The following is a 26,096-nucleotide window of genomic DNA, read 5'->3' on the forward strand; positions in this document are numbered from 1 at the left end:
AGTCAACTATTCAGTGACTGTCACACTGCCATCGCGGGCAAGCCCGCTCCCACAGTTTAATTGCAGTTTGGCAGTGATTTAGCGCACAACGCTTTCGAAGCGATTGACACCCGCCAGCTCCAACACCACTTCATCCCCCACATTCAACGGGCCAACGCCCGCCGGGGTGCCGGTCAGGATCACGTCGCCCGCCTGCAGGGAGAAGCAACCCGCCATGTACTGAATCATCGGCACAATCGGTTTGAGCATCTGCGCGCTGTTGCCGTCCTGGCGCACTTCACCGTTGATGCTCAGGCGAATGCCGATATCGGTCACGTCTGCAAAGGTACTGCTGACCACGAAGGGGGCAATCACCGCCGCGCCATCGAAAGACTTGGCGATTTCCCACGGCAGGCCCTTGGCTTTGAGCTCGGCCTGTTTGTCGCGCAGGGTCAGGTCCAGGGCCGGGGCGAAGCCCGAGATGGCGTCCAGCACTTCTTCCCGGCTCGGCTTGGCGGACAAAGGCTTGCCGATCAACACGGCGATTTCCGCTTCGTAGTGCACCGAACCGCGTTCGGTCGGAATGGCAAAGCCGCCTTCCAACGGCACCACGCAGCTGCCCGGCTTGATGAACAGCAGCGGCTCGGTGGGCACCGGGTTGTCCAGTTCCTTGGCGTGTTCGGCGTAGTTACGCCCGATGCACACCACTTTACCCACCGGGAAGTGGATGTTGGTGCCGTCGACATACTTGTGCTGGTAGCTCATGGAACGACTCCTTCAGGTGCGATTAAACAGCGAAGATCTTGCCAGGGTTCATGATCCCGTTAGGGTCGAACACGGCTTTGACGGCCTTCATGTATTCGATTTCAACCGGTGAACGGCTGTAGGTCAGGTAATCGCGCTTGGTCATGCCCACGCCGTGCTCGGCGGAGATCGAGCCGTTGTACTTGGCGACGGTCTCGAATACCCACTTGTTCACGGTGGCGCACTTGGCAAAGAACTCGTCTTTGCTCAGGTTTTCCGGCTTGAGGATGTTCAGGTGCAGGTTGCCGTCACCGATATGGCCGAACCAGACGATTTCGAAGTCCGGGTAGTGTTCACCGACGATCGCGTCAATTTCGCTCAGGAACGCTGGCACTTTCGACACGGTCACCGAGATGTCGTTCTTGTACGGCGTCCAGTGGGAAATGGTTTCGGAGATGTACTCGCGCAGTTTCCACAGGTTGTGCAGTTGGGTTTCGCTCTGGCTCATCACGCCATCCAGCACCCAGCCCTGCTCCACGCAATGTTCGAAGGTTTCCAGGGCGTGGTTGGCGACTTCTTCGGTGGTGGCTTCAAATTCCAGCAATGCGTAGAACGGGCACTCGGTTTCGAACGGCGCCGGCACGTCGCCACGGCCAAGGACTTTGGCCAGGGCCTTGTCGGAAAAAAATTCGAAGGCGGTCAGGTCCAGCTTGCTCTGGAAGGCGTGCAGCACCGGCATGATCGAGTCGAAATCAGTCGTGCCGAGCACCATCGCCGTGAGGTTCTTTGGCGCACGGTCCAGGCGCATGGTGGCTTCGACCACAAAGCCCAGGGTGCCCTCAGCGCCGATAAACAGCTGGCGCATGTCGTAGCCGGTGGCGTTCTTGATCAGGTCGCGGTTCAGCTCCAGCACATCGCCCTTGCCGGTGACGACCTTCATGCCGGCCACCCAGTTGCGGGTCATACCGTAGCGAATCACTTTGATCCCGCCGGCATTGGTGCCGATATTGCCGCCAATCTGACTGGAACCGGACGAGGCGAAGTCCACCGGATAATACAGGCCGTTTTCTTCTGCGACGTTCTGCAGTTGCTTGGTGACCACACCCGGCTGGCACACGGCGGTGCGGTCGGTGAGGTTCACGTCGAGGATCTGGTTCATATAGTCGAACGACACCACCACTTCGCCATTGGCGGCAACGGCAGCGGCCGACAGACCGGTGCGCCCGCCCGATGGCACCAGCGCCACCTTGTGCTCATTGGCCCAACGCACGATGGCCTGTACCTGCTCGGTGGTCTTGGGGAACACGATGGCGCTAGGTGCGGGAGCGAAGTGCTTGGTCCAATCCTTGCCGTAAGCCTCCAGGGAGTCGGCGTCGGTCAGCACTTTGCCGGGCTCAACCAGGGTCTTTAGCTCATCAATCAGGGCAGGATGGGTCATCGACAGAACTCTCGAACAATTCATGGTCATCCTGAGAACGCTTCACGTCGCAGGAATAGGTGTTTAGCGGGGTGCGTATGCTAGCATACCGCCCCCGCAGGACAGACCCAAAGGGCGTTTCTGCGGTGACGGCTTTCCTGCCGTCCGGGTCAGCTTGCGCTGCTCGACTCCCTGCCAATTTTCTCCGGGATACAGGTTTACGCAGATGAGCAAGACTTCTCTCGATAAGAGCAAGATCAAGTTCCTTCTTCTGGAAGGCGTCCACCCATCGGCTGTCGACGTTCTGAAAGCCGCCGGGTACACCAGCATTGAGTACATCACCAGTTCTCTGCCGGAAGCCCAGCTCAAGGAAAAGATCGCCGACGCGCACTTTATCGGCATTCGCTCCCGCACTCAGCTGACCGAAGAGATCTTCGACCACGCCAAGAAACTCGTGGCTGTCGGCTGTTTCTGCATCGGCACCAACCAGGTCGACCTCAATGCAGCGCGCGAGCGCGGCATCGCGGTGTTCAATGCACCGTACTCCAACACCCGTTCCGTAGCGGAGCTGGTGCTGGCCGAGGCCATCCTGCTGCTGCGCGGTATCCCTGAGAAGAACGCTTCCTGCCACCGTGGCGGCTGGATCAAGAGCGCGGCCAACTCCTTCGAAATCCGCGGCAAGAAGCTGGGCATCGTCGGCTACGGCTCGATCGGCACGCAACTGTCGGTGTTGGCTGAAGGCCTGGGTATGCAGGTGTTCTTCTACGACACCCTGACCAAGCTGCCATTGGGCAACGCCACCCAAGTGGCCAGCCTGACCGAGCTGCTGGGCATGTCCGACATCGTCACCCTGCACGTTCCGGAAACGGCCGAGACCCAGTGGATGATCGGTGAGAAGGAAATCCGCGCGATCAAGAAAGGCGGGATCCTGATCAACGCCGCTCGCGGCACCGTGGTCGAGCTGGATGCCCTGGCCGACGCGATCAAGGACAAGCACCTGATCGGCGCTGCCATCGACGTGTTCCCGGTGGAGCCGCGCTCCAACGATGACATCTTCGAAAGCCCGCTGCGTGGCCTGGACAACGTGATCCTGACCCCGCACATCGGCGGCTCCACCGCTGAAGCCCAAGCCAACATCGGCCTGGAAGTCTCGGAAAAACTGGTCAAGTACAGCGACAACGGTACCTCGGTATCGTCGGTCAACTTCCCGGAAGTGGCCCTGCCGGCTCACCCGGGCAAGCACCGTCTGCTGCACATCCACCAGAACATCCCTGGCGTGATGATGGAGATCAACAAGGTCTTTGCGGAAAACGGCATCAACATCTCCGGTCAGTTCCTGCAGACCAACGAGAAGGTCGGCTACGTGGTAATCGACGTCGACGCCGAGTACTCGGACCTGGCGCAAGAGAAGCTGCAGCACATCAACGGCACTATTCGTAGCCGCGTGTTGTTCTAAGGCTTCAAGCGCTGGATAAAAAATGGGAGACCCGCAGGGGTCTCCCATTTTTTTGCCCGAATAACGCTTATTTGACGTTAACGGTGATCACTTTCGAGGCGACTGTGGGTTCGAACTGGCGATGCACGTTGTCGCCGGCCACCAGTTGCAGGGTGTGCTTGCCTGGCGTCAGGGTCAGCTCGGTTTCGGTCTGCGCCTTGCCGAAGTGAATCGAGGTAGGCGTGGCCGGGATCGCCTCATTGGCGTTGAGCGACTCCACCTTCTGGTCTACCAACAGATGGTGGTGCCCGGCGTTAGGCACTTGCTTGTCGATCGGTTCCAGGTCCAGCTTCTTGACGCCGAATTTGACGGTGAAGGTTTTATCAACGGTGGCGCCATCTTTCGGCGAGACGATGAACACTTCGGCACCTTCAGGCGCAGGCGTACGAGGAAGGTCTGCGGCACTGGCCAACATCGAGGTACCCAGCAAAAGGCTGGCAATCGTTGCACGGGACAAAAGGGCTTTCATTCGCTTCTCCAGTTTTTCTGTGAAATCTGTAGGGTTATGACAACTTCGCGATAAATTGCGGTCCAAGGCACCCGACACCATAACAAAACGTTGCTGAACGGCGCCTCGCCTGTACGAATTCTTTAGGAGTGACCATGCGCTTTTCGCCTGGCCTGTTGCTGTTGCTTGCTCTTCTGAGCCCCTTGGCTCATGCCGAACTGATTGACGACGTAAACGATCGCGGTGAACTGCGCATCGCCCTGGAAGCCAATACTCCGCCGTACAATTTCAAAGAGGGCGACAAACTCGCCGGCTTTGAAGTGGAGCTGGGTGAACTGCTGGCCAAGGAAATGGAGGTGCGCTCCTCGTTTATCACCACCGATAACGCTGACCTGCTTTCCGGCGTGGAAACCGGCAAGTACGACGTGGCCATTAACCATATGGCTATGACTGCCGAGCTTGAGGATCGTTTCGATTTCAGTGAGCCTTATCACCAGAAGCCGGCATTGGCGATCCCGTTCCAGAAGGGCAACCCGGCGTTCAAGACCAGTTTGAACGGGGCGTTGAAGCGGGTTAAGGACGATGGCCGGTTGAAGGCGCTGTCGCAGAAATGGCTCAAGGTGCAATAAATGTGGGAGCTGGCAAGCCAGCTCCCACATTTGATCTGTTTAAGCTTCTTAAAGCTGCGTGAGGGCCGCCGCCGCCTCAGGCAACTGCAACTCACTGAACACCTGCACACCATGGCGCTTGAGCAGCGCCGCCGTGACGCCTTCGCCACTGACCTTCACCCCGCTGAAGGTGCCGTCATAGGTCAACAGATTGCCGCAGGATGGGCTGTTGGCCTTGAGAATGGCGATGCGGATGTGATGCCGTTGCACCAGCGCCAAGGCTTGGCGGGCACCGTCGAGAAAGGCGCTGGTGAAGTCTTCGCCCTCGGCCGTCAGCACCTGGGCGCGGCCTTCCCACACGTCGATGCCCTGCCCGCCTGGGATTTCGGCCGAGGGCCGCGGTGTGGGCAAGCCGCCCGCCACTTCCGGGCAGATGGCAACCACGCGACCTTCAGCTTGCCACGCCGCCAGTTGATCGAACGGGCCGCTGGCCCCGCCGTCATAGCGCACCTTGTGCCCGAGCAGGCAGCGGCTGACCAGAATCTTTTCCATGTTTAAAACGGCTCGTTGCCCCGCCGGCGAAACCAGCCCGTCAAGGACAGGCGTTCGCGCGTAGCGGGCAGGACTTCGTGAGGCACCTCGCCCGACAGGAATACCACCAGGCAGCCCCCGGTGGGCACCACGTCGTATTCGACACCGCCCTTGAGGTACATGCGCAGTTGGCCGCCATGCTCGGGCAGCCAGGCGTCGTTCAAGTAGATCACCGCCGAGACCATGCGCCGGTCATCGTCGCGAAAACGGTCTACATGTTTGAGGTAAAACGCGCCCGGCGGATACATCGCGAAGTGGCTTTCGAAATCTTCCAGGCCCAGGAACAGGCTGCGATTCATCGCCAGGCGCAGGCCGTCCATCACGCCCATGTAGGTATCGCAGATAGGCGCGTCCCCCTCCTCCAACCACTGGATATGGTCACCGCGAATGCCCTCGCGAATCTCCTGGGCCGGCCCACGACCTACTGCTGCGGGTGCCAGTTCACCTTGCGCCGCACGTTTACGGCACTCAGCCGCCAGCTCCAGGGTCAGAGCCTGGGGCAGGAAGCCATTTTGCTGCGACCAGCCTTTTTCGGCCAAGTCGTCGACGATGCGTTGCAGCAGCGGGTGTTCGAGGGGTATTTGCATGGCGCGCATAGTATCCATACGCCTGAAAATCCGACAGCGCCGTTGAGCGTCTGAATACACTTTAGTCAGGTGACTGATAGGACTTCTCGACAAATCCTACGCCCGACACGGACAATAGTGGCCGACTGACAGGAGTCCTTATGCGTCGTTTGTTTTTTTCTGTGTTGATGTTCTGCGTTTTGCCCGCCTGGGCAGACGGCCATGACCAGTTGTACAAGGTCGCCGGCTGGGCTGAACAACGTGCGCACTTCAATGACGCCCTCAGTGCCGCCCAGCAGCGCTACCGCAATAGCCTGCCGCCGGTGGTGTACCAGGCGCTGGTGGACAACAGCAATAAACGCTTTGCCGCCCAGGCCATGGACCAGCGTGCCGAGGCGCAATTGCGCAAGCACTTGCCCGACCCGAAACCTGCCCTGGCGTTTTTCCAATCGCCCCTGGGCCGCAAGATCGTCGCCGCCGAGTTGCTGGCCACGCGCCGCGACCAACTGGCAAAAAACGCCCAGGGTCTGCCTAAACTTGAAGCCGATGCCACCCGCAGCCTGATCATCGGCCACTTGGCCCAGGCCCTGCCCGCCCGCGAGGCCGGCGCCGAGGTCAGCCTGGCGATTGCGGGCGTGGCGGCCGACAGCTTGAGCCAGATGATCCCAGGCCTGCTCGGCGGCGGTCAGGCGCAAGGAATGTTGAATGGCCAGCGTGAGCGGTTGATGCAGCAGATCGACAAGGATTTGAACAATACCTTGCTGTATGTCTATCGGGATTTGTCCGACCCGGAGCTGGAAGAGTTCGCCACCTTTGCCGAGTCGCCGGAGGGCAAGGCGTATTACCAGGCCGCCCTTGCAGCCATTCGCGCAGGGCTTGCCGTTGGTCAAAGCACCTCAAGCCTGACACAGTAAACCCTGTCGGAGCTGGCTTGCCTGCCAGTGACACCGCTATCGCAGGCAAGCCAGCTCCCACATTTGGACTGCGTTATTTCAGGTGATCCGTGAGGAAGTTAAAATATGCTTCGCGAATCTGCGGAATTTCATTGGCCAAGTGATGCCGCCCCTGCTTGAGCATCAACACCTCAGGCCGGTCGAACTTACCCCGCAACACCTGCAAATTGTGCTGCCAGTCCACCGTCATATCTTCCTCACCCTGCACGATCACCGGGCGCCGGGGGCTGCGTGGTGCGGCTTCGATGCGTTTGATCCAGCGCGCCAGCGAACCCACCCAGGCGGTAGGCAGTTGGCGAGGCTGTAGCGGGTCGGCTTCCAGGAACGGCTTGAACGCAGGGTCGTTGGAGTTATCGCTGAAACGCCGGGCGATGCCTTTGACGAACGGGCGCAGCAGGTAATAGCTGACCTGCGACCAACCCCAGGCACGCGGCCGCACCAACGGCGACAACAGGAAGGTCTTGCCCTGGGCCGGGCTTTGGGCGCCGTGGTTGAGCAGATGGTCCACCACGATGGCGCCGCCGGTGCTTTGCCCGAACAGGTGCCAGGGTTGCGGCAATTGCAGCGCCTTGGCCTCGACGAACAAGGCCTGCACCACGCTCTGGTACACCGCAAAGTCATCGATGCTGGCGCGTGCGCCGCTGGACAAGCCATGGCCAGGCAGGTCGCAGGCGATCACCACGAAGCCCTGGTCCAACGCCCAATCCACCACATGGCGATACAGCCCCATGTGATCGTAGAAACCGTGGAACAGGAACATCGTCGCCACTGGCGCTGGCGGCCACCAGACCTGGGCCACCACCTCGAACCCATCCACCTGCAAGCGCCCCAGGCGGCTCACCGCCGGCACCTGACGTGCGGCTAGGTCGAGCCCGTAGAAACGCTGGTAAACCCTCGCCTCGGCTGACAGCGGCTGCGCATCCACCAGGGGGCGCAAGCTTTCGCGCAGATGATCAGGGTCAAAGGTGACGGGCATAAAGGCTTCCAGACTTGCGGTGAAGATGAATATCGAGCTGCGATATTCATCTGTCAGGACAAGCATGGCAAGCTACGCGACCTGCGAGGATACATCCAATGCGACCGCCCTACCGTAACGCCCTGTTCGCCAGCCTGATCCTGGTTATCTGCGCCGGGGTGCTGTGGGCGGCCTATGACTGGTTCCAGGGCCGCTACCTGCGCGCCTTCAGCGAACACACCGCGGTATTTTCCGGCGATGCGCTGCAACTGCCCGCCGCTCTCAGCGGCCCTGGCCCGATTCGCCTGGTGCACTTCTGGGACCCGGCGTGCCCGTGCAATGTCGGTAACCAGCAACACCTGGGCGAGTTGATCGAGCAGTACGCGCCCCAAGGGGTGGAGTTCTATGCCCTGCAAAAACCCGGCAGCCACGGCCAGTTGCCCGAGAACCTGCGCCATCTGAAAGTCCTCGATGCCCTGCCCGGCGCGGACCAGATCCCCGCCAGCCCGGCCGTGGGCATTTGGGACCGCACCGGCAAGCTGGCGTATTTCGGCCCCTACAGCGAAGGCCTGACGTGCAACGCCAGCAACAGTTTTATCGAGCCAATTCTCAAGGCCCTCGGAGCCGGACGCGAAGTGAATGCCACTCACACCCTCGCGGTAGGCTGCTATTGTTCGTGGCCTAAGGATCTGTAGTCCGTCCACTTTGGTAAGGAATGTTCATGAAGCGCGTCTTGCAGGTTTTTGCGGTGCTGATTGTGCTGGTCGCCCTGGGCGTCGGTTGGTACGTCTACAGCAAACAACCCACGCGCCAGGGCACGGTGACGCTGGCGCACCTGCAAGGCTCGGTCACGGTGCGCTACGACGACCGTGGCGTACCGCATATCCGCGCCGAAAACGAAGCCGACCTGTACCGCGCCCTGGGCTATGTGCATGCCCAGGACCGCCTGTTCCAGATGGAGATCATGCGGCGCCTGGCCCGTGGCGAACTGGCCGAGGTGCTGGGGCCCAAGCTGCTGGAGACCGACAAACTGTTTCGCAGCCTGCGCATTCGCGAGCGTGCCTTGAGCTATGTGGAACACATGGACCCTGGCTCAGCCTCGTCCAAGGCCCTGCAAGCCTACCTGGACGGGATCAACCAGTATCAGGACAGCCACGCCAGCCCCATGGAATTCGATGTGCTGGGCATCGCCAAGCGCCCGTTTACCGCCGAAGACAGCATCAGCGTCGCCGGGTACATGGCCTACAGCTTTGCCGCAGCCTTTCGTACCGAGCCGGTACTGACCTACGTGCGCGACCGGCTGGGCAGCGCCTACTTGAACGTCTTCGATCTCGACTGGCAACCCAAGGGGGCCCTCAACTTGGCGGCCAGCGATTGGCAGACGCTTGGCGCCATCGCCGCCCTGAGCGAACAGGCCCTGGCCGACAACGGCCTGCCGCAGTTCGAAGGCAGCAATGCCTGGGCCGTCAGCGGCAGCCATACTCAAAGCGGCAAACCGTTGCTGGCGGGTGACCCACATATCCGTTTCTCGGTGCCTTCGGTCTGGTACGAGGCGCAGCTGTCGGCGCCAGGCTTCGAGTTGTACGGCTACCACAACGCGCTGGTACCGGTGGCGTTCCTGGGGCACAACCTGGACTTCGGCTGGAGCCTGACCATGTTCCAGAACGACGACCTCGACCTGATCGCCGAAAAGGTCAATCCGGACAACCCCAACCAGGTCTGGTACCACGACCAATGGGTGGACATGAGCAGCAGCGAGCAGCAGATCCAGGTCAAGGGCCAGGCGCCGGTAACCCTCACCCTGCGCCGTTCGCCCCACGGCCCGATCATCAACGACGTGCTCGGTGATAACGCCGGCAGCACACCGATTGCCATGTGGTGGGCGTTCCTGGACAGTGAAAACCCGATCCTCGATGGTTTCTATCAGCTCAACCGTGCCGACACCCTGCCCAAGGCACGTGCCGCAGCCGCCAAGGTTTCGGCGCCAGGCCTGAACATCGTGTGGGCCAATGCCAAGGGCGATATCGGTTGGTGGGCAGCGGCGCAGTTGCCGATCCGCCCGGCCGGCGCCAACCCGGCGTTCATCCTCGACGGCAGCACTGCCCAGGCCGACAAGCTGGGTTTCTACCCCTTCAGTGCCAACCCCCAGGAAGAAAACCCGCCGCGCGGCTATGTGGTGTCCGCCAATGCCCAGCCGGCATCGCCCACCGGCATGCCGATCCCCGGTTATTACAACCTGGCTGACCGCGGCCAGCAGTTGAACACGCAGTTGAGCGACACAAGCGTGAAGTGGGATGTGACCAACAGCCAGGCCCTGCAACTGGGCACCACCACCGCCTACGGCCCACGCCTGCTGGCGCCGCTGTTGCCGGTGCTGCGCGAGGTGGTCAAGGACCCGGCGCAACTCAAACTGGTGGAACAGCTTGCCAACTGGAAGGGTGACTACCCACTGGACTCCACCAATGCCACGCTGTTCAACCAGTTGCTCTTCAACCTCAGCGACGCAACCTTTCACCCCAAACTCGGCGATGCCTTGTTCAAGACCCTGCTCGGCACCCGCGTGATCGACGCCGCCTTGCCACGCCTGGCCGCGTCGGCAGACTCACCCTGGTGGAACGGCAATCGGGCCGACACCGTCAAGCTCGCCTGGGACAATAGCCTGGCCCACCTCAAGGCTACGTTCGGCGATGACCCGGCACAGTGGCAGTGGGGCAAGGCGCACACCCTGACCCACGGCCACCCGCTGGGCCTGCAAAAACCGCTGGATAAAATCTTCAACGTCGGCCCCTTCCCGGCACCGGGCAGCCACGAAGTGCCGAACAACCAGACCGCCCCGATTGGTCCGGCGCCGTGGCCTGTGACCTACGGCCCGTCGACACGGCGCCTGATCGACTTCGCCGACCCGGCCCACGCCCTCACCATCAACCCGGTCGGGCAAAGCGGTGTGCCCTTTGATACGCACTATGGCGACCAGGCGCAGAGCTATATCGAGGGCAGGTATGAGCAGGCGCACTTCAGTGAGGAGGAAGTGACGGCCAATACCCGCGGCACCTTGAAACTGCTACCCGCCCGATGATCGTTCCCACGCTCCGCGTGGGAATGCAGCCATGGACGCTCCGCGTCCGCCCTTAGAAGCGGGACGCAGAGCGTCCCAAGAGGCGTTACCACGCAGAGCGTGGGAACGATCACGCATCGTTCCCACGCTCAAACCGGCGCCGCAAAGTTAAGCCTGAACTGTTGCGGCGTGACGCCCAGCCGGCGGTTGAACACACTGCGCATGTGCTGGGCATCGCGAAAGCCGCATTGAAAGGCCACGGTCTTAAGCGGTGCGTGGCTGCTTTCAAGCATCACGCGCGCCGCATCCACGCGCGCCCTCTCGACAAATTCCGCCGGCGTAATCCGCGCTTCACGGGCAAACACCCGGGAGAAATTGCGCGCACTCATATTGGCCGCCTTGGCCAGGTCGGCAATGGTCAAGTCTCCCGTCAGGTTGGCCAGCACGTACAGCTGCACCAGCGCCACCGCCGAGGTGGTTTCGGCATGGGGCGTGAGGAACGGGCTGAACTGCGATTGCCCGCCCGAGCGCTGGGTGAACACCACCAGGCGCTTGGCCACGCTCAGGGCCACTTCCGGGCCGTGATCCTGGGCCAGCAAGTACAACGACAGGTCGATACCTGCCGTGACCCCGGCGGAGGTGTAGAGCTTGCCGTCCTGCACATAGAGACGGTCGGCTTCGACCTGGGCCGAGGGACACAGGCGCGCCAGGCTGGCGGCATCGTTCCAATGGGTAGTGACGGTCTTGCCGTCCAGCAGACCTGCGCGGGCCAGCATGAAGGCGCCATTGCAGATCGAGCCGAAGCGCTGCGCCTTCGCGGCGGCCGCGCGCAGCCAAGCGTCAAACTCGAAGCCGAAATCCTCGAAGGGTAACTGCGGGCCGCCGGCGACCAGCAACAGGTCATAGGGTTGCCGGGCTTCGCTGTAGTGCTTGTGCGCCTGCAGTGACAAACCGTTGGAGGCCGCCATGGCGCCGTGGCCAAAGCCGAGTACTTCCAGCCGATAGTGATCCTCGGGCGCCAGGAAGCGGTTGGCCTCGCAGAACACATCCATCGGCCCGGTCACGTCCAGCGACTGGACACCGGGGAAGATCAGGATGGCGACGGTTTTGCCCATGGTCACAAACACCTTTTTCCAACTGGATAAACGCGCCCCCCTTGTGGGAGCTGGCTTGCCTGCGATGCAGACGACTCGGTACCTCAGGTACACCGAGGTGATGCTATCGCAGGCAAGCCAGCTCCCACAGGGGATCGCCTACATGCTTGGCACGATGTGGCGGCACATTGGCCGGGATCGCCTCCCTGTGGCGATAGCCGCTTCAGGGTCATGGGACCAGACTGGAATCTTTCCAGAGGAGATCCACCATGAGCACCACCATAGCCGGTATCCAGATCCCTGACAGCACCTTGGCCAGGGCCACCAGCGAATACATCCGCGACGTCGAATCGGACCTGCTCTACCACCATTCGCGCCGGGTCTTCCTGTTCGGCGCCTTGAGCGGTGAGCGCAAGCAATTGGCCTACGACCCGGAGTTGCTCTACGTCGGCGCGATGTTCCATGACCTGGGCCTGGTGGAGGGCCACCGCAGTGACGACGAGCGCTTCGAAGTGGACGGCGCCAACGCCGCCGCCGCATTTCTCAAGCCCTATGGGTTGAGCGATGACGATATCGAACAAGTGTGGTTGTCCATCGCCCTGCACACCACGCCGGGCGTGCCGAAACACCTGCGCCCCACCGTAGCGCTGGTGACCGCCGGTGTGGAGATGGACGTGCTGGGCATGGACTACGCCGCGTTCAGCAGCGCGCAGCGCGAAGCGGTGGTGCACGCGCATCCACGGGGTGAAGGGTTCAAGGAGTGCATTATCTGCGCGTTCGCCGACGGCTTGCGCCATCGCCCGCAGACCACGTTTGGCAACGTTAAGACCGACGTGCTGGTGGACCAGGAGCCGGGGTTCAAGCCGATGAATTTTGTGCAGGTGATCCGCACGTCGCCGTGGGCGATGTAATCAACCTGAAATGCAATCAAATGTGGGAGCTGGCTTGCCTGCGATGACGGTGAGTCAGCACCTTATAAGTGACTGATACACCGCCATCGCAGGCAAGCCAGCTCCCACACTTTTACCCTGTTCCAGCAGTTAGACCGGCGCTGGCGCCCGGCGCTTGTCCGGCTGCTGCCAGCCATCCGCTGCGGCTTCTTCAATCGCTTGCTGAATAGCCTTCTTGCGATGCTCTTCGGCCCGACGGCTGAAGAACCACACCAGGAAGGTCACCAGCGACACCGCCAACAGAATCAGGCTCGCCACGGCGTTGATCTCGGGTTTAACCCCCAGACGCACCGCCGAGAACACTTCCATCGGCAAGGTGGTGGAACCAGGGCCCGACACGAAGCTGGCCAGTACCAGGTCGTCCAGCGATAGCGCGAACGACATCATGCCGCCCGCTGCCAGCGATGGCGCGATCATTGGGATGGTGATCAGGAAGAACACCTTCCATGGCCGTGCGCCCAAGTCCATCGCCGCTTCTTCGATCGACAGGTCCAGCTCACGCAAGCGCGCCGACACCACCACCGCCACATAGGCCGCACAGAAGGTGGTGTGGGCGATCCAGATGGTGACGATGCCACGTTCCTGAGGCCAGCCGATCATCTGTGCCATGGCCACGAACAGCAGCAACAACGACAGACCGGTGATCACTTCGGGCATCACCAACGGTGCCGTCACCAGGCCACCGAACAGCGTGCGGCCCTTGAACTGGCTGATGCGCGTCAGCACGAAGGCCGCCAGGGTACCCAATGCTACAGCCGCCACCGCCGTGTAACAGGCAATTTCCAAGGAGCGGGCCACCGAGCCCATCAACTGGGTGTTGTCCAACAGGCCCACGTACCACTTGATCGACCAACCGCCCCACACTGTTACCAGCTTGGATTCGTTGAACGAGTAGATCACCAGGATCAACATTGGCAGGTAGATGAACAACAAGCCTGCGACCAGCATGAAGCTGGAGAAACGAAAGCGCTTCATATCTTGCCCTCCAGCTCTTTGGCTTGGCTGCGGTTGAACAGAATGATCGGCACGATCAGGATCGCCAGCATCACCACCGCCAGGGCAGACGCCACCGGCCAGTCACGGTTGTTGAAGAACTCTTGCCACAACACCTTACCGATCATCAGGGTTTCCGGGCCGCCGAGCAGTTCAGGAATCACGAACTCGCCCACAACCGGGATAAACACCAGCATGCAACCGGCGATGATGCCGTTCTTGGACAGCGGCACGGTGATTTTCCAGAAGCTGTTGAAGGTGCTCGACCCCAGGTCGGAGGCGGCTTCCAGCAGGCTCTGGTCGTGCTTCACCAGGTTGGCGTACAGGGGCAGGATCATGAACGGCAGGTACGAATAGACCACGCCGATGTACACCGCGATGTTGGTGTTGAGGATCTGCAGCGGCTCGTTGATCAAGCCCATGGACATCAGGAAGCCATTGAGCAGGCCGTTGTTGCTGAGGATGCCCATCCACGCATACACCCGGATCAGGATCGCGGTCCAGGTGGGCATCATGATCAGCAGCACCAGCACGGTCTGCATCTCTTTGCGCGCGGTGGCAATGGCGTAGGCCATCGGGTAGCCGATCAGCAGGCACAGCAGCGTGCTGAAAAACGCCATCTTCAGCGAGCCCAGGTAGGCGGCGATGTACAACTCGTCGCCCGCCAGCAAGCTGTAGTTGGCCAGGTTCAGCACCACCTCCAGCTTTTGCTCAACGTAGGTATAGATCTCGGTATAGGGCGGGATCGCCACATCGGCTTCGGCAAAGCTGATTTTCAGCACGATGAAAAACGGCAGTGCGAAAAACAGGAACAGCCAGAGGAAAGGAATCCCGATGACCACCTGCTTGCCATTGGGCACGATGCGATCCAAGCGCCGCTTGAATTTCTTCATGTTCATGAGCGAAGTACCACGCCGCTGTCGTCTTCCCACCACACGTACACCTGGTCACCCCAGGTTGGGCGCTGGCCACGGCGTTCGGCGTTGGCGACGAAAGACTGCACCAGCTTGCCGCTCGGCAGCTCCACGTAGAACACCGAGTGGCCGCCCAGGTAGGCGATGTCGTGCACCTTGCCGCTGGACCAGTTGTGCTCGCAGGTTGGCATTTCAGTGGTCACCAGCAGCTTTTCCGGGCGAATCGCGTAGGTCACCGACTTGTCTTCCACCGAGGTGGCGATGCCGTAGCCCACGTAGATGTCGCGGTCCAGGTCCGGGCACTTGAGCACCGCGTGGCCTTCAGCGTCGTCCACCACCTGGGTGTCGAAAATGTTGACGTTGCCAATGAACTCGCACACCAGGCGGCTGGTGGGCGTTTCGTAGATATCGATGGGGCTGCCGATCTGGGCGATCCAGCCCAGGTGCATGATCGCGATGCGTTCGGCCATGGTCATGGCCTCTTCCTGGTCGTGGGTCACCATCACGCAGGTCACGCCGACGCGCTCGATGATTTCCACCAACTCCAGTTGCATCTGCGAGCGCAGCTTCTTGTCCAGGGCGCCCATCGGCTCATCGAGCAGCAGCAGCTTCGGGCGCTTGGCCAAGGAGCGGGCCAAGGCCACACGCTGGCGCTGGCCGCCGGACAATTGGTGCGGCTTGCGCTTGGCGTACTGGCTCATCTGCACCAGCTTGAGCATCTCGGCCACGCGTGCGTCGACTTCAGCCTTGGGGATCTTGTCCTGTTGCAAGCCGAAGGCGATGTTCTGCGCCACGGTCATGTGCGGGAACAAGGCGTAGGACTGGAACATCATGTTGATCGGCCGCTCGTAGGGCGGCATGTCGGTGATGTCCACACCGTCGAGGTAGATGCGACCTTCGGTTGGGCGCTCGAAACCTGCAAGCATGCGCAGCAAGGTGGATTTGCCCGAACCCGAACCGCCGAGCAAGGCGAAGATCTCGCCTTTCTTGATTTCCAGGGACACATCGTCCACGGCAATCGTCTCGTCGAACTTCTTCGTGACCCGGTCGATTTTGACCAGCACCTTTTTCGGTGTCTGGTCGCCCTCGAGGGCTTTCTTATAGGCGCCGGAGGCAACTGCCATTTACGAAACTCCCAAAAAAAACTGTGCAGCCGGCCCAATGCGGGCCAGCCTTGGATAGTTTTAGCCTTACTTGCCCGTCTTGACCTTGGTCCAGCTACGGGTCATTAAACGCTGCACTTTCGGGGGTAGCTCAAAGTTGACGAATGTCCGCTCGAGAACCGCCTGCGGTGGGTAAACCGCTTCGTCGGTGCGTATCGATTGCTCCATCAGTTTGTCCGCCCCTGGGTTAGGGTTGGCGTAACCGACTTGATCGCTGACCTGAGCGATCACCTCAGGCTGCAGCAAATAGTTGATGAAGGCGTGGGCTTCCTTGACGTTGCTGGCATCCTTGGGAATCGCCAGCACGTCGAACCACAGGTTGCCGCCTTCTTTGGGAATCGTGTAGGCGATGTTCACGCCTTTGCCCGCCTCCGCCGCACGGGCCTTGGCCTGGAACACATCGCCGGAGAAACCGGCCGCCACGCAGATGTTGCCGTTGGCCAGGTCCGAGATGTATTTGGAGGAATGGAAGTAGGTCACGTAGGGCCGCACTTTCAGCAGTTTTTCCTCGGCTTTCTTATAGTCGGCCGGGTTGGTGCTGTTGGGGTCCAGGCCCATATAGTTGAGTACCGCCGGTAGCATTTCATCGGCCGAGTCCATGAACGACACGCCGCAAGTGGCCAACTTCTTCATGTTTTCCGGTTCGAACAACACCGCCCAAGAGTCGATCTTGTCGACACCCAGCACTTCCTTGACCTTGTCGACGTTGTAGCCAATGCCGTTGGTGCCCCACAGGTACGGCACCGCGTACTGGTTGCCCGGGTCGTTCTTTTCCAGGCGCTTGAGCAGCACCGGGTCGAGGTTGGCGTAGTTTGTCAGCAGTGACTTGTCGAGCTTCTGGAACGCTCCAGCCTTGATCTGCTTGCCCAGGAAATGGTTGGACGGAACCACGACGTCGTAGCCGGTACGCCCGGCGAGCAACTTGCCTTCCAGGGTTTCGTTGGAGTCAAACACGTCATACACAGGCTTGATACCGCTGGCCTTTTCGAAGTTGGCCAGGGTGTCGGGGCCGATGTAGTCCGACCAGTTATAAATATGCACCGTCGGTGCGGCCTGTACGCTGGCAGCCAGCGTGATACCTGCACCCACCAGCATGGCTTTGCGAAATAAAGAAATTGGCAAGTGGAGGTCCTCTTGAATAGTTGGGGCCTTGAAGTTGTTGCCCGGCAACAAAACCGGCGCGCAACTTACCGTCGATAAACCGATCCGGCAAAACTTTCTTTGATCTAATTTGTGGGAGGGGGCTTGCCCCCGATGGCGATGCACCATCCGAGAGAATCGCCGACTGACACTCCGTCATCGGGGGCAAGCCCCCTCCCACAGGTTTTGAGGCTTACTTGCCCGATTTGATCTTGGTCCAGCTACGGGTCATTTCACGCTGAGTTGCCGCTGGCATGTCGGCAATGGCGTAGAGCTTGGATTGCACTTCGGCCGACGGATAAATACCCGGGTCGCTGGTGATGTCTTTATCGACCAGGGCAGTGGCTTTCTCGTTACCGTTCGGGAAACGCACACTGTTGGTGATCGCGGCCATGACGTCTGGCTTGAGCAGGTAGTTCATGAATGCGTAGGCAGCCTCGACGTTTTCAGCATCCTTGGGAATGGCGACCATGTCGAAGAAGCTGCCAGCACCTTCCTTGGGAATGTCATAGGCGATCTTGACCTTGCCACCGGCTTCAGCCGCGCGGGTTTTGGCCTGTTCGATGTCACCCGAGTAGCCCACAGCCACGCAGATGTTGCCGTTGGCCAGGTCGGAGATGTACTTGGAGGAGTGGAAGTAGCCGATCGAAGGACGGATTTTCATGAACAGGTCTTCGGCCTGTTTCAGATCAGCCTTCTTCGTCGTGTCGGTCGGCAGGCCCAGGTAATGCAGCGCTACCGGCAGCATTTCGGTTGGCGAATCGAGGAAGCTCACGCCGCAGCTTTTCAGCTTGGCGATGTTTTCCGGCTTCATCAGTACGTCCCACGAGTCGATCTTGTCCACGCCCAGTGCGGCCTTGACCTTCTCCGGGTTGTAGCCGATGCCCATCGAGCCCCACATGTACGGGAAGGCGTGCTTGTTGTCCGGGTCGCTGACCGATACGGCCTTGAGCAGGGATTTGTTCAGGTTGTCGTAGTTGGACAGCTTGGACTTGTCCAGCTCTTGGTAGACACCGGCCTTGATCTGCTTGGCGAGGAAGCTGTTCGACGGCACGACGATGTCGTAGCCGGACTTGCCTGCCAGCAACTTGGCTTCCAGGGTTTCGTTGCTGTCAAAAACGTCGTACACCACTTTGATGCCCGACTCTTTTTCAAAGTTGGCGATGGTGTCCGGTGCAATGTAGTCGGACCAGTTGTAAACGTGCAGCACTTTATTGTCTGCCTGGGCCGCGCCCGCCATTGCACCCATCAGGGACAAGGCGAGGAGGGTCTTGCCAGCGTTCTTCAAACCTAATGCCTTCATTTGGTGATGCTCCAATTTTTTCTTTTTTGGGCCACAAGCGTTGTATGTTTTACGGCCCAACCGAAGGGCAACAAAACAGGGCGACAGTCTGGCAAGTTCAGGGGCCGGCTTTCAACCAAAGCCCCTGCATTTTTAACTGCCCAGTGCACCGCGCACTGAGCCTAGCACTTAGCCCTGCAAGGCAGCCAAAGTCAGGTCCAGGCAATGGCGGGCCTTGGTTACCAGCTCGTCGATTTCAGCCTTGCTGATGACCAGTGGCGGCGAAATGATCATGGTGTCGCCCACGGCGCGCATGATCAGGCCATTTTCAAAGCAGAAGGTTCGGCAGATCATGCCCGCGCCTTTGCCTTCATGACGCTTGCGCGTCGCCTTGTCCTGCACCAGCTCGATCGCACCGAGCATACCGACGCCGCGGACTTCACCCACCAGCGGATGATCGCCCAGTTCCCTCAGACGCTTTTGCAAATACGGTGCCGTTTCGTCGTGCACACGGTTAACGATGTTTTCATCGCGCAGGATGCGGATGTTTTCCAGCGCCACGGCCGCGGCCACCGGGTGGCCGGAGTAGGTAAAGCCGTGGTTGAAATCGCCCCCTTCGTTGAGCACCGCCACCACTTCGTCACGCACGATCAGGCCGCCCATGGGCACGTAGCCCGAGGTCAGGCCCTTGGCGATGGTCATCATGTGCGGCTTGAGGTCGTAGAAATCGCTACCGAACCACTCACCGGTACGGCCGAAGCCGCAGATTACTTCGTCGGCGACAAACAGGATGTCGTACTTGGCGAGGATTTCCTTGATGCGCGGCCAGTACGTGGCAGGCGGCACGATCACGCCACCGGCACCCTGGATCGGCTCGGCAATAAAGGCGCCGACGTTGTCCACGCCCAGCTCCAGGATTTTCTCTTCCAACTGGTTGGCGGCCCACACACCGAATTCCTCGGGGCTCATGTCACCGCCTTCGCCAAACCAGTACGGCTGCGCGATGTGGGTAATGCCCGGGATCGGCAAGTCGCCCTGCTCGTGCATATAGGTCATGCCGCCCAGGCTGGCGCCGGCCACGGTAGAGCCGTGGTAGCCATTCTTGCGGGCAATGATGGTTTTCTTGTTGGGCTGGCCCTTGATCGCCCAGTAGTGGCGGACCATGCGCAACATGGTGTCGTTGCCTTCGGAGCCAGAGCCGGTGAAGAACACGTGGTTCATGCCAGCCGGCGCGACATCGGAAATGACCTTGGCCAACTCCAATACCGGCGGGTGTGCGGTCTGGAAGAACAGGTTGTAGTACGGCAGTTCTTTCATCTGCTTGGCGGCGGCATCGGCCAGTTCATCGCGACCGTAACCGATCGCCACGCACCACAGGCCGGCCATACCGTCGAGGATCTTGTTGCCTTCGCTGTCCCACAGGTAAACGCCGTGGGCTTTGGTGATGATCCTTGGGCCTTTCTCTTTCAATTGCTTGAAGTCGCTGAACGGCGCCAGGTGGTGATCATTGCTCAAGGCTTGCCATTCACGGGTTTGCGGGTTGTTGCTGGACATACCAATCTCCTAGACTTTTCAGTGAAGGCGCGCCGTTTGAAGGGCGCGCCCGGCGCATCAGACGGCGAAGAGCAGGAATTCCCGCTCCCACGAACTGATCACGCGCTTGAAGTTTTCATGCTCGGCCCGCTTGACCGCGACGTAGCCTGTGATGAATTTTTGCCCCAGATATTTCTCGATGGTCTTGCTGTTTTCCATGCGTTCCAGGGCGTCTTCGATGGTCAACGGCAGGCGCAGGTTGCGTCGCTCGTAACCGCGGCCCACCACCGGCGCGCTCGGGTTATGGCCTTCGACCATGCCGATGTAGCCGCACAACAGGCTGGCGGCAATCGCCAGGTACGGGTTGGCGTCGGCGCCAGGCAGGCGGTTTTCCACGCGGCGATTCTGCGGGCCGGCATCCGGTACGCGCAGGCCGACGGTGCGGTTTTCTTCGCCCCATTCCACGTTCACCGGCGCCGAGGTGTCGGGCAGGAAGCGGCGGAACGAGTTCACGTTGGGGGCGAATAAAGGCAGCAATTCAGGGATGAATTTCTGCAGGCCGCCAATATGGTTGAGGAACAGTTGGCTCATGGTCCCGTCTTCATTGGAGAAGACGTTCTTGCCGGTGGCAATGTCGATGATGCTCTGGTGCAGGTGCATCGCGCTGCCGGGCTCGCCGGTCATGGGCTTGGCCATGAAGGTGGCGGCCACGTCGTGCTTGAGCGCGGCTTCACGCATGGTGCGCTTGAACACCAGGATCTGGTCGGCCAGAGACAGGGCATCGCCGTGACGGAAGTTGATTTCCATCTGCGCGGTGCCGTCCTCGTGGATCAGGGTGTCGAGGTCCAGTTCCTGCAGTTCGCACCAGTCGTAGACGTCTTCGAACAGCGGGTCGAATTCGTTGGCTGCTTCTATAGAGAAGGACTGGCGACCGGTTTCCGGGCGGCCGGAGCGGCCAATCGGCGGTTGCAGCGGGAAGTCCGGGTCTTCGCAGCGCTTGGTCAGGTAGAACTCCATCTCCGGCGCCACGATGGGCTGCCAGCCGCGGTCGGAGTAGAGTTTGAGGACTTTCTTGAGCACGTTGCGCGGCGACAGCTCGATCGGGTTGCCTTGCTTGTCGTAGGTGTCGTGGATCACCTGGGCGGTCGGCTCGATGGCCCAGGGCACCAGGAATACCGCGTTCTGGTCGGGGCGGCAGATCATGTCGATGTCGGCCGGGTCGAGCAATTCGTAATAGATGTCGTCTTCGACATAGTCGCCGGTCACGGTCTGCAACAGAACACTCTCGGGCAGGCGCATGCCTTTTTCGGCAATGAACTTGTTGGTCGGCGAGATCTTGCCCCGGGTAATACCGGTGAGGTCGCCAATCATGCATTCGACTTCTGTGATCTTGTGGTCTTTCAACCAATCGGTGAGCTGGTCGAGGTTGTTACTCATAAATGCCTCTGGGCTGGGTTTCCTGGCATCCATTAAAGGCCAGGCGTTGGTTGACGCAGCATCCGCGTCGTTTTTTCATTCAGGGTAGGAGCTTACCTGCCATTTGCCCATGGGTTGCATTCCTCAGGCCAAAGTTGTGCGCAATTATGATCGGCACGGCGGATGAGGGTCGCTCAGTGGCGTCGGAGATGGCAAAAAGGAGATCGGCCGGGCCGTCAAGAATATTGGCCGGTGCCTGGGCATTCACACGGGGCGAACGAGCTGCGGACAAAGCCTGGCTGGAGCAGGCGCAGACGCCGATTGGCGGCAGGTGAAACATGAAGCACCCCGGTATTATTGCTGTTATGGGTTTGAATCGAGCTTAGCCTTGTTCATTTTTTTACACAACACCCCCGTAAAAAATCCTACACGGCCCGCTCAAGCCTGCAGGTCCCAAGCCCCTAAAACCCAAAAAACCGCCCCAAAACCCCGCAAAAAAGGCTTCATGGCGCTTTTCTAGGGCAAAAAATGCCTCGCTTGACTTCGGCAGGCCGTTCGGGTTGACTGAAACCAGAAAAGATCAATGATTGATATTTTTAACAACAAAGGTGTTGCATCATGTCGGTACCCCCGCGTGCCGTTCAGCTTAACGAAGCGAACGCGTTCCTTAAGGATCATCCTGAGGTTCTGTACGTAGACCTTCTAATTGCGGATATGAATGGTGTGGTGCGCGGTAAGCGCATCGAACGCACCAGCCTCCACAAGGTTTACGAGAAGGGCATTAACCTGCCTGCCTCTTTATTTGCCCTGGATATCAACGGCTCTACGGTGGAAAGCACCGGCCTGGGCCTGGACATCGGTGATGCTGACCGAATCTGTTATCCAATCCCCGACACCCTGTGCAATGAACCCTGGCAAAAGCGCCCCACCGCGCAACTGCTGATGACCATGCACGAACTTGAAGGTGAACCTTTCTTCGCCGATCCGCGCGAAGTGCTCCGCCAAGTTGTCACCAAGTTTGACGACCTCGGTCTGACCATCTGCGCCGCTTTCGAGCTTGAATTCTACCTGATCGACCAGGAGAACGTGAACGGCCGCCCACAACCGCCCCGCTCGCCGATCTCCGGCAAACGCCCGCACTCGACACAGGTCTACCTGATCGACGACCTCGACGAATACGTCGACTGCCTCCAGGACATTCTGGAAGGTGCCAAGGAGCAAGGCATTCCGGCCGATGCCATCGTCAAGGAAAGTGCCCCGGCGCAGTTCGAAGTGAACCTGCACCACGTCGCCGACCCGATCAAGGCCTGCGACTACGCGGTACTGCTCAAGCGCCTGATCAAGAACATCGCCTACGACCATGAGATGGACACCACCTTCATGGCCAAGCCTTACCCAGGCCAGGCAGGCAACGGGCTGCACGTACACATTTCCATTCTGGACAAGGACGGCAAGAACATCTTTGCCAGCGAGGATCCCGAGCAGAACGCCGCATTGCGTCACGCGATCGGCGGTGTGCTGGAGACCCTACCCGCCCAAATGGCGTTCCTGTGCCCCAACGTCAACTCCTACCGTCGTTTCGGCGCACAGTTCTACGTGCCGAACTCGCCGTGCTGGGGCCTGGATAACCGCACCGTGGCGATTCGCGTACCCACCGGCTCGTCCGATGCCGTGCGTATCGAACACCGTGTGGCTGGCGCCGATGCCAACCCTTACCTGCTGATGGCCTCGGTATTGGCGGGCGTACACCACGGCCTGACCAACAAGATCGAGCCGAACGCTCCAGTGGAAGGCAACAGCTACGAGCAGAACGAGCAGAGCCTGCCGAACAACCTGCGCGATGCCCTGCGCGAGTTGGACGACAGCGAGGTGATGGCCAAGTACATCGATCCTAAATACATCGATATCTTCGTCGCCTGTAAGGAAAGTGAGTTGGAGGAGTTTGAACACTCCATCTCCGACCTTGAGTACAACTGGTACCTGCATACCGTGTAAGCGGTTGCTGCAATAAAAGAACGCCGCTGATTTTGGTCAGTGGCGTTTTTTTATGGGTTTCTACCGGTAGACCGAGTTGGCCTCTTCGCGAGCAAGCCCGCTCCCACAGGGGTCGGGTTTCAACTTTGGAATGCAGTTAAATGTGGGAGCGGGCTTGCTCGCGAAGGCGGCTTGGCAGACAACACAGATTCCTGCTCATACAATGCCTGCTGCCTTGTAGGAGACATCCATGACCACCCGCCCCGCCACTGTTCGCAAACCCCGCGCCCGCAGCCAGGCCCGGATCGATGCGATCCTCGACGCCGCCCGCACCTTGCTGGCCGCCGAAGGTGTGGCCAGCTTGTCGATCTACAGCGTGGCCGAACGAGCACAGATTCCACCGTCATCGGTGTACCACTTTTTCGCCAGTGTGCCGGCGTTGCTTGAGGCGTTGACCGCTGACGTTCACGCAGCCTTTCGCGCTGCCATCCAGGCGCCCATCGAGCATGAATCTCTCAAGCATTGGCGCGACCTGTCCTACATCGTTGAACAACGCATGCTCAGCATCTACAGCAACGATGCCGCGGCGCGCCAGTTGATCCTGGCCCAGCATGGGTTGACCGAAGTGACCCAGGCCGATCGCCAGCATGATCTGGAATTGGGCGACTTGATGCTGGCGGTGTTCAATCGCCACTTCGAAGTGCCAACGCTACCGGGCGATGTGGACGTGTTTGCCCTGGCATTGGAGTTGAGCGACCGCGTGTACGCGCGCTCGGTGCATCAGCATGGGCTGATTACGCCGCGCATGGCGGAGGAAGGGATGCGGGTGTTTGATGCGTATGTGGGGCTTTATTTGCCGGCCTATCTGCCCAAGCGCTGATCGTTCCCACGCTCTGCGTGGGAATACATCCCGTGACGCTCTGCGTCACCTTTGGCACAGCGGGACGCGGAGCGCCCCAGGCGGCATTCCCACGCAGAGCGTGGGAACGATCAGTGGGGTTATCACAACTTGGCAATCGACACCTCAGTGGATTTCACAAAGGCAATCACTTCACTGCCGATCACCAGCTCCAACTCCTTGACCGAACGCGTGGTGATCACCGAGGTGACAATGCCGGACGCGGTCTGCACGTCAATTTCCGACAGCACGTCGCCGACCACGATTTCCTTGATGGTGCCTTTGAACTGGTTACGCACGTTGATGGCTTTAATAGTCATGGTGTTTTTCCTGTGTGAGTTATTGAGCCCAACGCAATTGCGTCGGCAGCGGTGAAACAGGTTCGGGTTCCGGTGGGGAACCGGGTAGCGACAGCACGCGGTTGAGCACTTCGGCTTCCAGCGCGGCCAGGCGGTGTGAGCCACGGGCCCGTGGGCGTGGCAGGTCGATGTTCAGGTCGAGGCCGATTTCGCCGTTTTCAATCAGAATTACGCGGTCGGCAATCGCCACGGCTTCGCTGACGTCGTGGGTCACCAGCAACACCGTGAAACCGTGCTTGCGCCACAGGTTTTCGATCAGTTGCTGCATCTCGATGCGGGTCAGGGCATCCAGTGCGCCCAGCGGCTCATCGAGCAGTAACAGGCGCGGCTGATGGATCAACGCCCGTGCGAGTGCCACGCGCTGTTTCTGGCCACCGGACAACGCCGCCGGCCATTCATTGGCGCGCTCGGCCAGGCCAACCGCTTCCAGCGCATCCAGCGCTTTGGGCCGCCAGTCGCCCTTGAGGCCCAGGCCGACGTTATCGATGATCTTCTTCCATGGCAGCAAGCGCGCTTCCTGGAACATCAACCGCGTATCTTCAATCGCTTCGTGCAGTGGCGCGGAGCCGGCCAGCAGCTCGCCGCCACTGGCTTTGTCCAGCCCCGCCAACAGGCGCAGCAAGGTACTTTTGCCGCAACCACTGCGACCGACCACGGCCACGAACTGCCCCGCGGGAATATGCAGGTCAATCTCTTTGAGCACTTCGCGGGTACCAAAGGCCTTGCGCAATTTGCGCACTGCCAGAGGGATGCCCTTCAACAGACGCGGAGGTTGTTGAGCCGTCATGCTGCGCCTCCTTTGACTTGGTACGCCGGGTGCCAGCGCAGCCACACACGTTCCAGCCCGCGGGCTGCCAGGTCTGCCAGTTTGCCGAGGATGGCGTACATGACGATGGCCAGCACCACCACGTCGGTTTGCAGGAATTCACGGGCATTCATCGCCAGGTAACCGATGCCGGAACTTGCCGAGATGGTTTCCGCCACGATCAACGTCAGCCACATGAAGCCCAGGGCAAAGCGCACCCCAACCAGGATCGACGGCAGCGCGCCCGGCAGGATCACTTGCCAGAACAGGCTGAAACCGGACAAGCCATAGCTGCGCGACATTTCCACCAGTGCCGGGTCGACATTGCGGATGCCGTGGTAAGTGTTCAGGTAGATCGGGAACAAGGTACCCAGGGCCACCAGGAAAATTTTCGCGGTCTCATCAATGCCGAACCACAGGATGACCAGCGGAATCAGCGCCAGGTGCGGCACGTTGCGGATCATCTGCACCGAGCTGTCGAGCAAGCGTTCGCCCCACTTCGACAAGCCGGTGATAAAGCCCAGGGCCAGACCGATGCTGCCACCGATCACAAAGCCCAGGCCGGCGCGCCAGCCGCTGATGGCCAGGTGCGTCCAGATTTCGCCGCTGACCACCAGGTTCATCCCGGCTTCGATCACCGCACTCGGCGCTGGCAGAATGCGCGTCGACAACCAACCCGCCGACACCGACAACTGCCACACCGCCAGCAATAAGATCGGCAGCACCCAGGGCGCCACGCGATGGCTGATTTTTTCTAAGTCCAT

The 26,096-nt window shown here is 60.2% G+C and carries 25 protein-coding genes; 8 read left to right on the forward strand and 17 right to left on the reverse strand.

The features are described 5' to 3' along the window. Positions 1-78: 78 nt before the first annotated feature. Both GIW79_RS05175 and GIW79_RS05180 read right to left on the reverse strand, forming a co-directional pair. Positions 79-744 carry a fumarylacetoacetate hydrolase family protein gene (locus GIW79_RS05175; protein WP_236452478.1) on the reverse strand — a complete coding sequence of 222 codons (666 nt, stop codon included), beginning with the start codon at positions 742-744 and terminating at the stop codon, positions 79-81. 22 nt (positions 745-766) lie between these two features. Then, the gene (locus GIW79_RS05180; protein WP_005792341.1) at positions 767-2,161 is read right to left on the reverse strand and encodes an FAD-binding oxidoreductase; all 1,395 of its coding nucleotides are present in this window, start codon (positions 2,159-2,161) and stop codon (positions 767-769) included. A gap of 205 nt (positions 2,162-2,366) precedes the next feature. Between GIW79_RS05180 and serA the strand changes: the two genes are divergently transcribed. Further along, entirely contained in the window at positions 2,367-3,596 is a 1,230-nt protein-coding gene (gene serA, locus GIW79_RS05185; protein ID WP_003195214.1) for a phosphoglycerate dehydrogenase, read from the forward strand. 67 nt (positions 3,597-3,663) lie between these two features. Here the strand turns inward: serA and GIW79_RS05190 are convergent, their stop codons facing one another. Then, positions 3,664-4,104 (reverse strand): DUF4399 domain-containing protein, encoded by a 441-nt coding sequence (locus GIW79_RS05190; RefSeq protein ID WP_034128985.1) that lies wholly within the window; start codon positions 4,102-4,104, stop codon positions 3,664-3,666. Positions 4,105-4,238: 134 nt separating this feature from the next. Here GIW79_RS05190 and GIW79_RS05195 point away from each other — a divergent pair, with 134 nt between their 5' ends. Further along, complete coding sequence (locus tag GIW79_RS05195) at positions 4,239-4,712, forward strand: transporter substrate-binding domain-containing protein (RefSeq protein ID WP_057976426.1); 474 nt, start codon at positions 4,239-4,241, stop codon at positions 4,710-4,712. 48 nt (positions 4,713-4,760) lie between these two features. Here the strand turns inward: GIW79_RS05195 and GIW79_RS05200 are convergent, their stop codons facing one another. Together GIW79_RS05200 and GIW79_RS05205 are read right to left on the reverse strand one after the other, a co-directional pair. Continuing rightward, the gene (locus GIW79_RS05200; protein ID WP_057976424.1) at positions 4,761-5,243 is read right to left on the reverse strand and encodes a DUF523 domain-containing protein; all 483 of its coding nucleotides are present in this window, start codon (positions 5,241-5,243) and stop codon (positions 4,761-4,763) included. A gap of 2 nt (positions 5,244-5,245) precedes the next feature. Next, complete coding sequence (locus tag GIW79_RS05205; protein WP_054895976.1) at positions 5,246-5,878, reverse strand: 2OG-Fe(II) oxygenase; 633 nt, start codon at positions 5,876-5,878, stop codon at positions 5,246-5,248. Between the two features lie 131 nt (positions 5,879-6,009). Here GIW79_RS05205 and GIW79_RS05210 point away from each other — a divergent pair, with 131 nt between their 5' ends. Further along, positions 6,010-6,762 (forward strand): DUF2059 domain-containing protein, encoded by a 753-nt coding sequence (locus tag GIW79_RS05210; RefSeq protein ID WP_003195224.1) that lies wholly within the window; start codon positions 6,010-6,012, stop codon positions 6,760-6,762. 73 nt (positions 6,763-6,835) lie between these two features. Here the strand turns inward: GIW79_RS05210 and GIW79_RS05215 are convergent, their stop codons facing one another. Beyond that, entirely contained in the window at positions 6,836-7,777 is a 942-nt protein-coding gene (locus GIW79_RS05215; protein WP_054896031.1) for an alpha/beta hydrolase, read from the reverse strand. A gap of 98 nt (positions 7,778-7,875) precedes the next feature. Between GIW79_RS05215 and GIW79_RS05220 the strand changes: the two genes are divergently transcribed. Next, the gene (locus tag GIW79_RS05220) at positions 7,876-8,451 is read left to right on the forward strand and encodes a DUF6436 domain-containing protein (protein ID WP_032894642.1); all 576 of its coding nucleotides are present in this window, start codon (positions 7,876-7,878) and stop codon (positions 8,449-8,451) included. Positions 8,452-8,477: 26 nt separating this feature from the next. Then, a complete protein-coding gene (locus GIW79_RS05225; RefSeq protein WP_236452480.1) occupies positions 8,478-10,832 on the forward strand; it encodes a penicillin acylase family protein in 2,355 nt (784 codons plus the stop codon). Between the two features lie 128 nt (positions 10,833-10,960). Here GIW79_RS05225 and GIW79_RS05230 read toward each other — a convergent pair whose 3' ends face one another. Next, positions 10,961-11,926 (reverse strand): GlxA family transcriptional regulator, encoded by a 966-nt coding sequence (locus tag GIW79_RS05230; protein ID WP_073451841.1) that lies wholly within the window; start codon positions 11,924-11,926, stop codon positions 10,961-10,963. 248 nt (positions 11,927-12,174) lie between these two features. Here GIW79_RS05230 and GIW79_RS05235 point away from each other — a divergent pair, with 248 nt between their 5' ends. Further along, complete coding sequence (locus GIW79_RS05235) at positions 12,175-12,816, forward strand: HD domain-containing protein (RefSeq protein ID WP_236452484.1); 642 nt, start codon at positions 12,175-12,177, stop codon at positions 12,814-12,816. A 129-nt stretch (positions 12,817-12,945) separates the two neighbouring features. Here GIW79_RS05235 and GIW79_RS05240 read toward each other — a convergent pair whose 3' ends face one another. The 7 genes from GIW79_RS05240 to GIW79_RS05270 all read right to left on the reverse strand — a co-directional run bounded on the left by GIW79_RS05240 (position 12,946) and on the right by GIW79_RS05270 (position 21,317). Next, positions 12,946-13,830 (reverse strand): ABC transporter permease subunit, encoded by an 885-nt coding sequence (locus tag GIW79_RS05240; RefSeq protein WP_003195236.1) that lies wholly within the window; start codon positions 13,828-13,830, stop codon positions 12,946-12,948. Further along, the gene (locus GIW79_RS05245; protein WP_003195238.1) at positions 13,827-14,747 is read right to left on the reverse strand and encodes an ABC transporter permease subunit; all 921 of its coding nucleotides are present in this window, start codon (positions 14,745-14,747) and stop codon (positions 13,827-13,829) included. Before GIW79_RS05245 ends, GIW79_RS05240 begins: the two co-directional genes overlap by 4 nt. Next, positions 14,744-15,886 carry an ABC transporter ATP-binding protein gene (locus GIW79_RS05250; RefSeq protein WP_003195240.1) on the reverse strand — a complete coding sequence of 381 codons (1,143 nt, stop codon included), beginning with the start codon at positions 15,884-15,886 and terminating at the stop codon, positions 14,744-14,746. The genes GIW79_RS05245 and GIW79_RS05250 overlap by 4 nt, the downstream gene beginning before the upstream one ends. A 66-nt stretch (positions 15,887-15,952) precedes the next feature. Next, complete coding sequence (locus tag GIW79_RS05255) at positions 15,953-17,047, reverse strand: polyamine ABC transporter substrate-binding protein (RefSeq protein ID WP_034128995.1); 1,095 nt, start codon at positions 17,045-17,047, stop codon at positions 15,953-15,955. 211 nt (positions 17,048-17,258) lie between these two features. Continuing rightward, positions 17,259-18,353, reverse strand: a complete 1,095-nt coding sequence (locus GIW79_RS05260; protein WP_034129075.1) for a polyamine ABC transporter substrate-binding protein — start codon at positions 18,351-18,353, stop codon at positions 17,259-17,261. 183 nt (positions 18,354-18,536) lie between these two features. Next, positions 18,537-19,901: an aspartate aminotransferase family protein gene (locus GIW79_RS05265; RefSeq protein ID WP_054917061.1), complete on the reverse strand. Its 1,365-nt coding sequence runs from the start codon at positions 19,899-19,901 to the stop codon at positions 18,537-18,539. A 57-nt stretch (positions 19,902-19,958) separates the two neighbouring features. Next, positions 19,959-21,317 carry a glutamine synthetase family protein gene (locus tag GIW79_RS05270; RefSeq protein WP_003195249.1) on the reverse strand — a complete coding sequence of 453 codons (1,359 nt, stop codon included), beginning with the start codon at positions 21,315-21,317 and terminating at the stop codon, positions 19,959-19,961. A 597-nt stretch (positions 21,318-21,914) separates the two neighbouring features. On the opposite strand from GIW79_RS05270, the gene GIW79_RS05275 reads away from it, so the two are divergent. Together GIW79_RS05275 and GIW79_RS05280 are read left to right on the forward strand one after the other, a co-directional pair. Continuing rightward, complete coding sequence (locus GIW79_RS05275) at positions 21,915-23,291, forward strand: glutamine synthetase family protein (protein ID WP_003195252.1); 1,377 nt, start codon at positions 21,915-21,917, stop codon at positions 23,289-23,291. Between the two features lie 229 nt (positions 23,292-23,520). Beyond that, positions 23,521-24,150, forward strand: a complete 630-nt coding sequence (locus GIW79_RS05280; RefSeq protein ID WP_054917063.1) for a TetR/AcrR family transcriptional regulator — start codon at positions 23,521-23,523, stop codon at positions 24,148-24,150. Positions 24,151-24,272: 122 nt separating this feature from the next. Here GIW79_RS05280 and GIW79_RS05285 read toward each other — a convergent pair whose 3' ends face one another. From GIW79_RS05285 to ssuC, 3 genes are read right to left on the reverse strand one after another with little or no spacing between them, the layout of a single operon-like run. Further along, on the reverse strand, positions 24,273-24,488 hold the full coding sequence (locus GIW79_RS05285) for a TOBE domain-containing protein (RefSeq protein ID WP_003176783.1): 216 nt from the start codon (positions 24,486-24,488) through the stop codon (positions 24,273-24,275). 19 nt (positions 24,489-24,507) lie between these two features. Beyond that, a complete protein-coding gene (gene ssuB, locus GIW79_RS05290) occupies positions 24,508-25,314 on the reverse strand; it encodes an aliphatic sulfonates ABC transporter ATP-binding protein (RefSeq protein WP_032902254.1) in 807 nt (268 codons plus the stop codon). Further along, entirely contained in the window at positions 25,311-26,096 is a 786-nt protein-coding gene (gene ssuC, locus GIW79_RS05295) for an aliphatic sulfonate ABC transporter permease SsuC (protein WP_072445609.1), read from the reverse strand. Before ssuC ends, ssuB begins: the two co-directional genes overlap by 4 nt.

Origin of the sequence: Pseudomonas sp. PA-7-1E, from assembly GCF_021605325.1 — a bacterium.
Lineage (GTDB): Bacteria > Pseudomonadota > Gammaproteobacteria > Pseudomonadales > Pseudomonadaceae > Aquipseudomonas > Aquipseudomonas fluorescens_BV.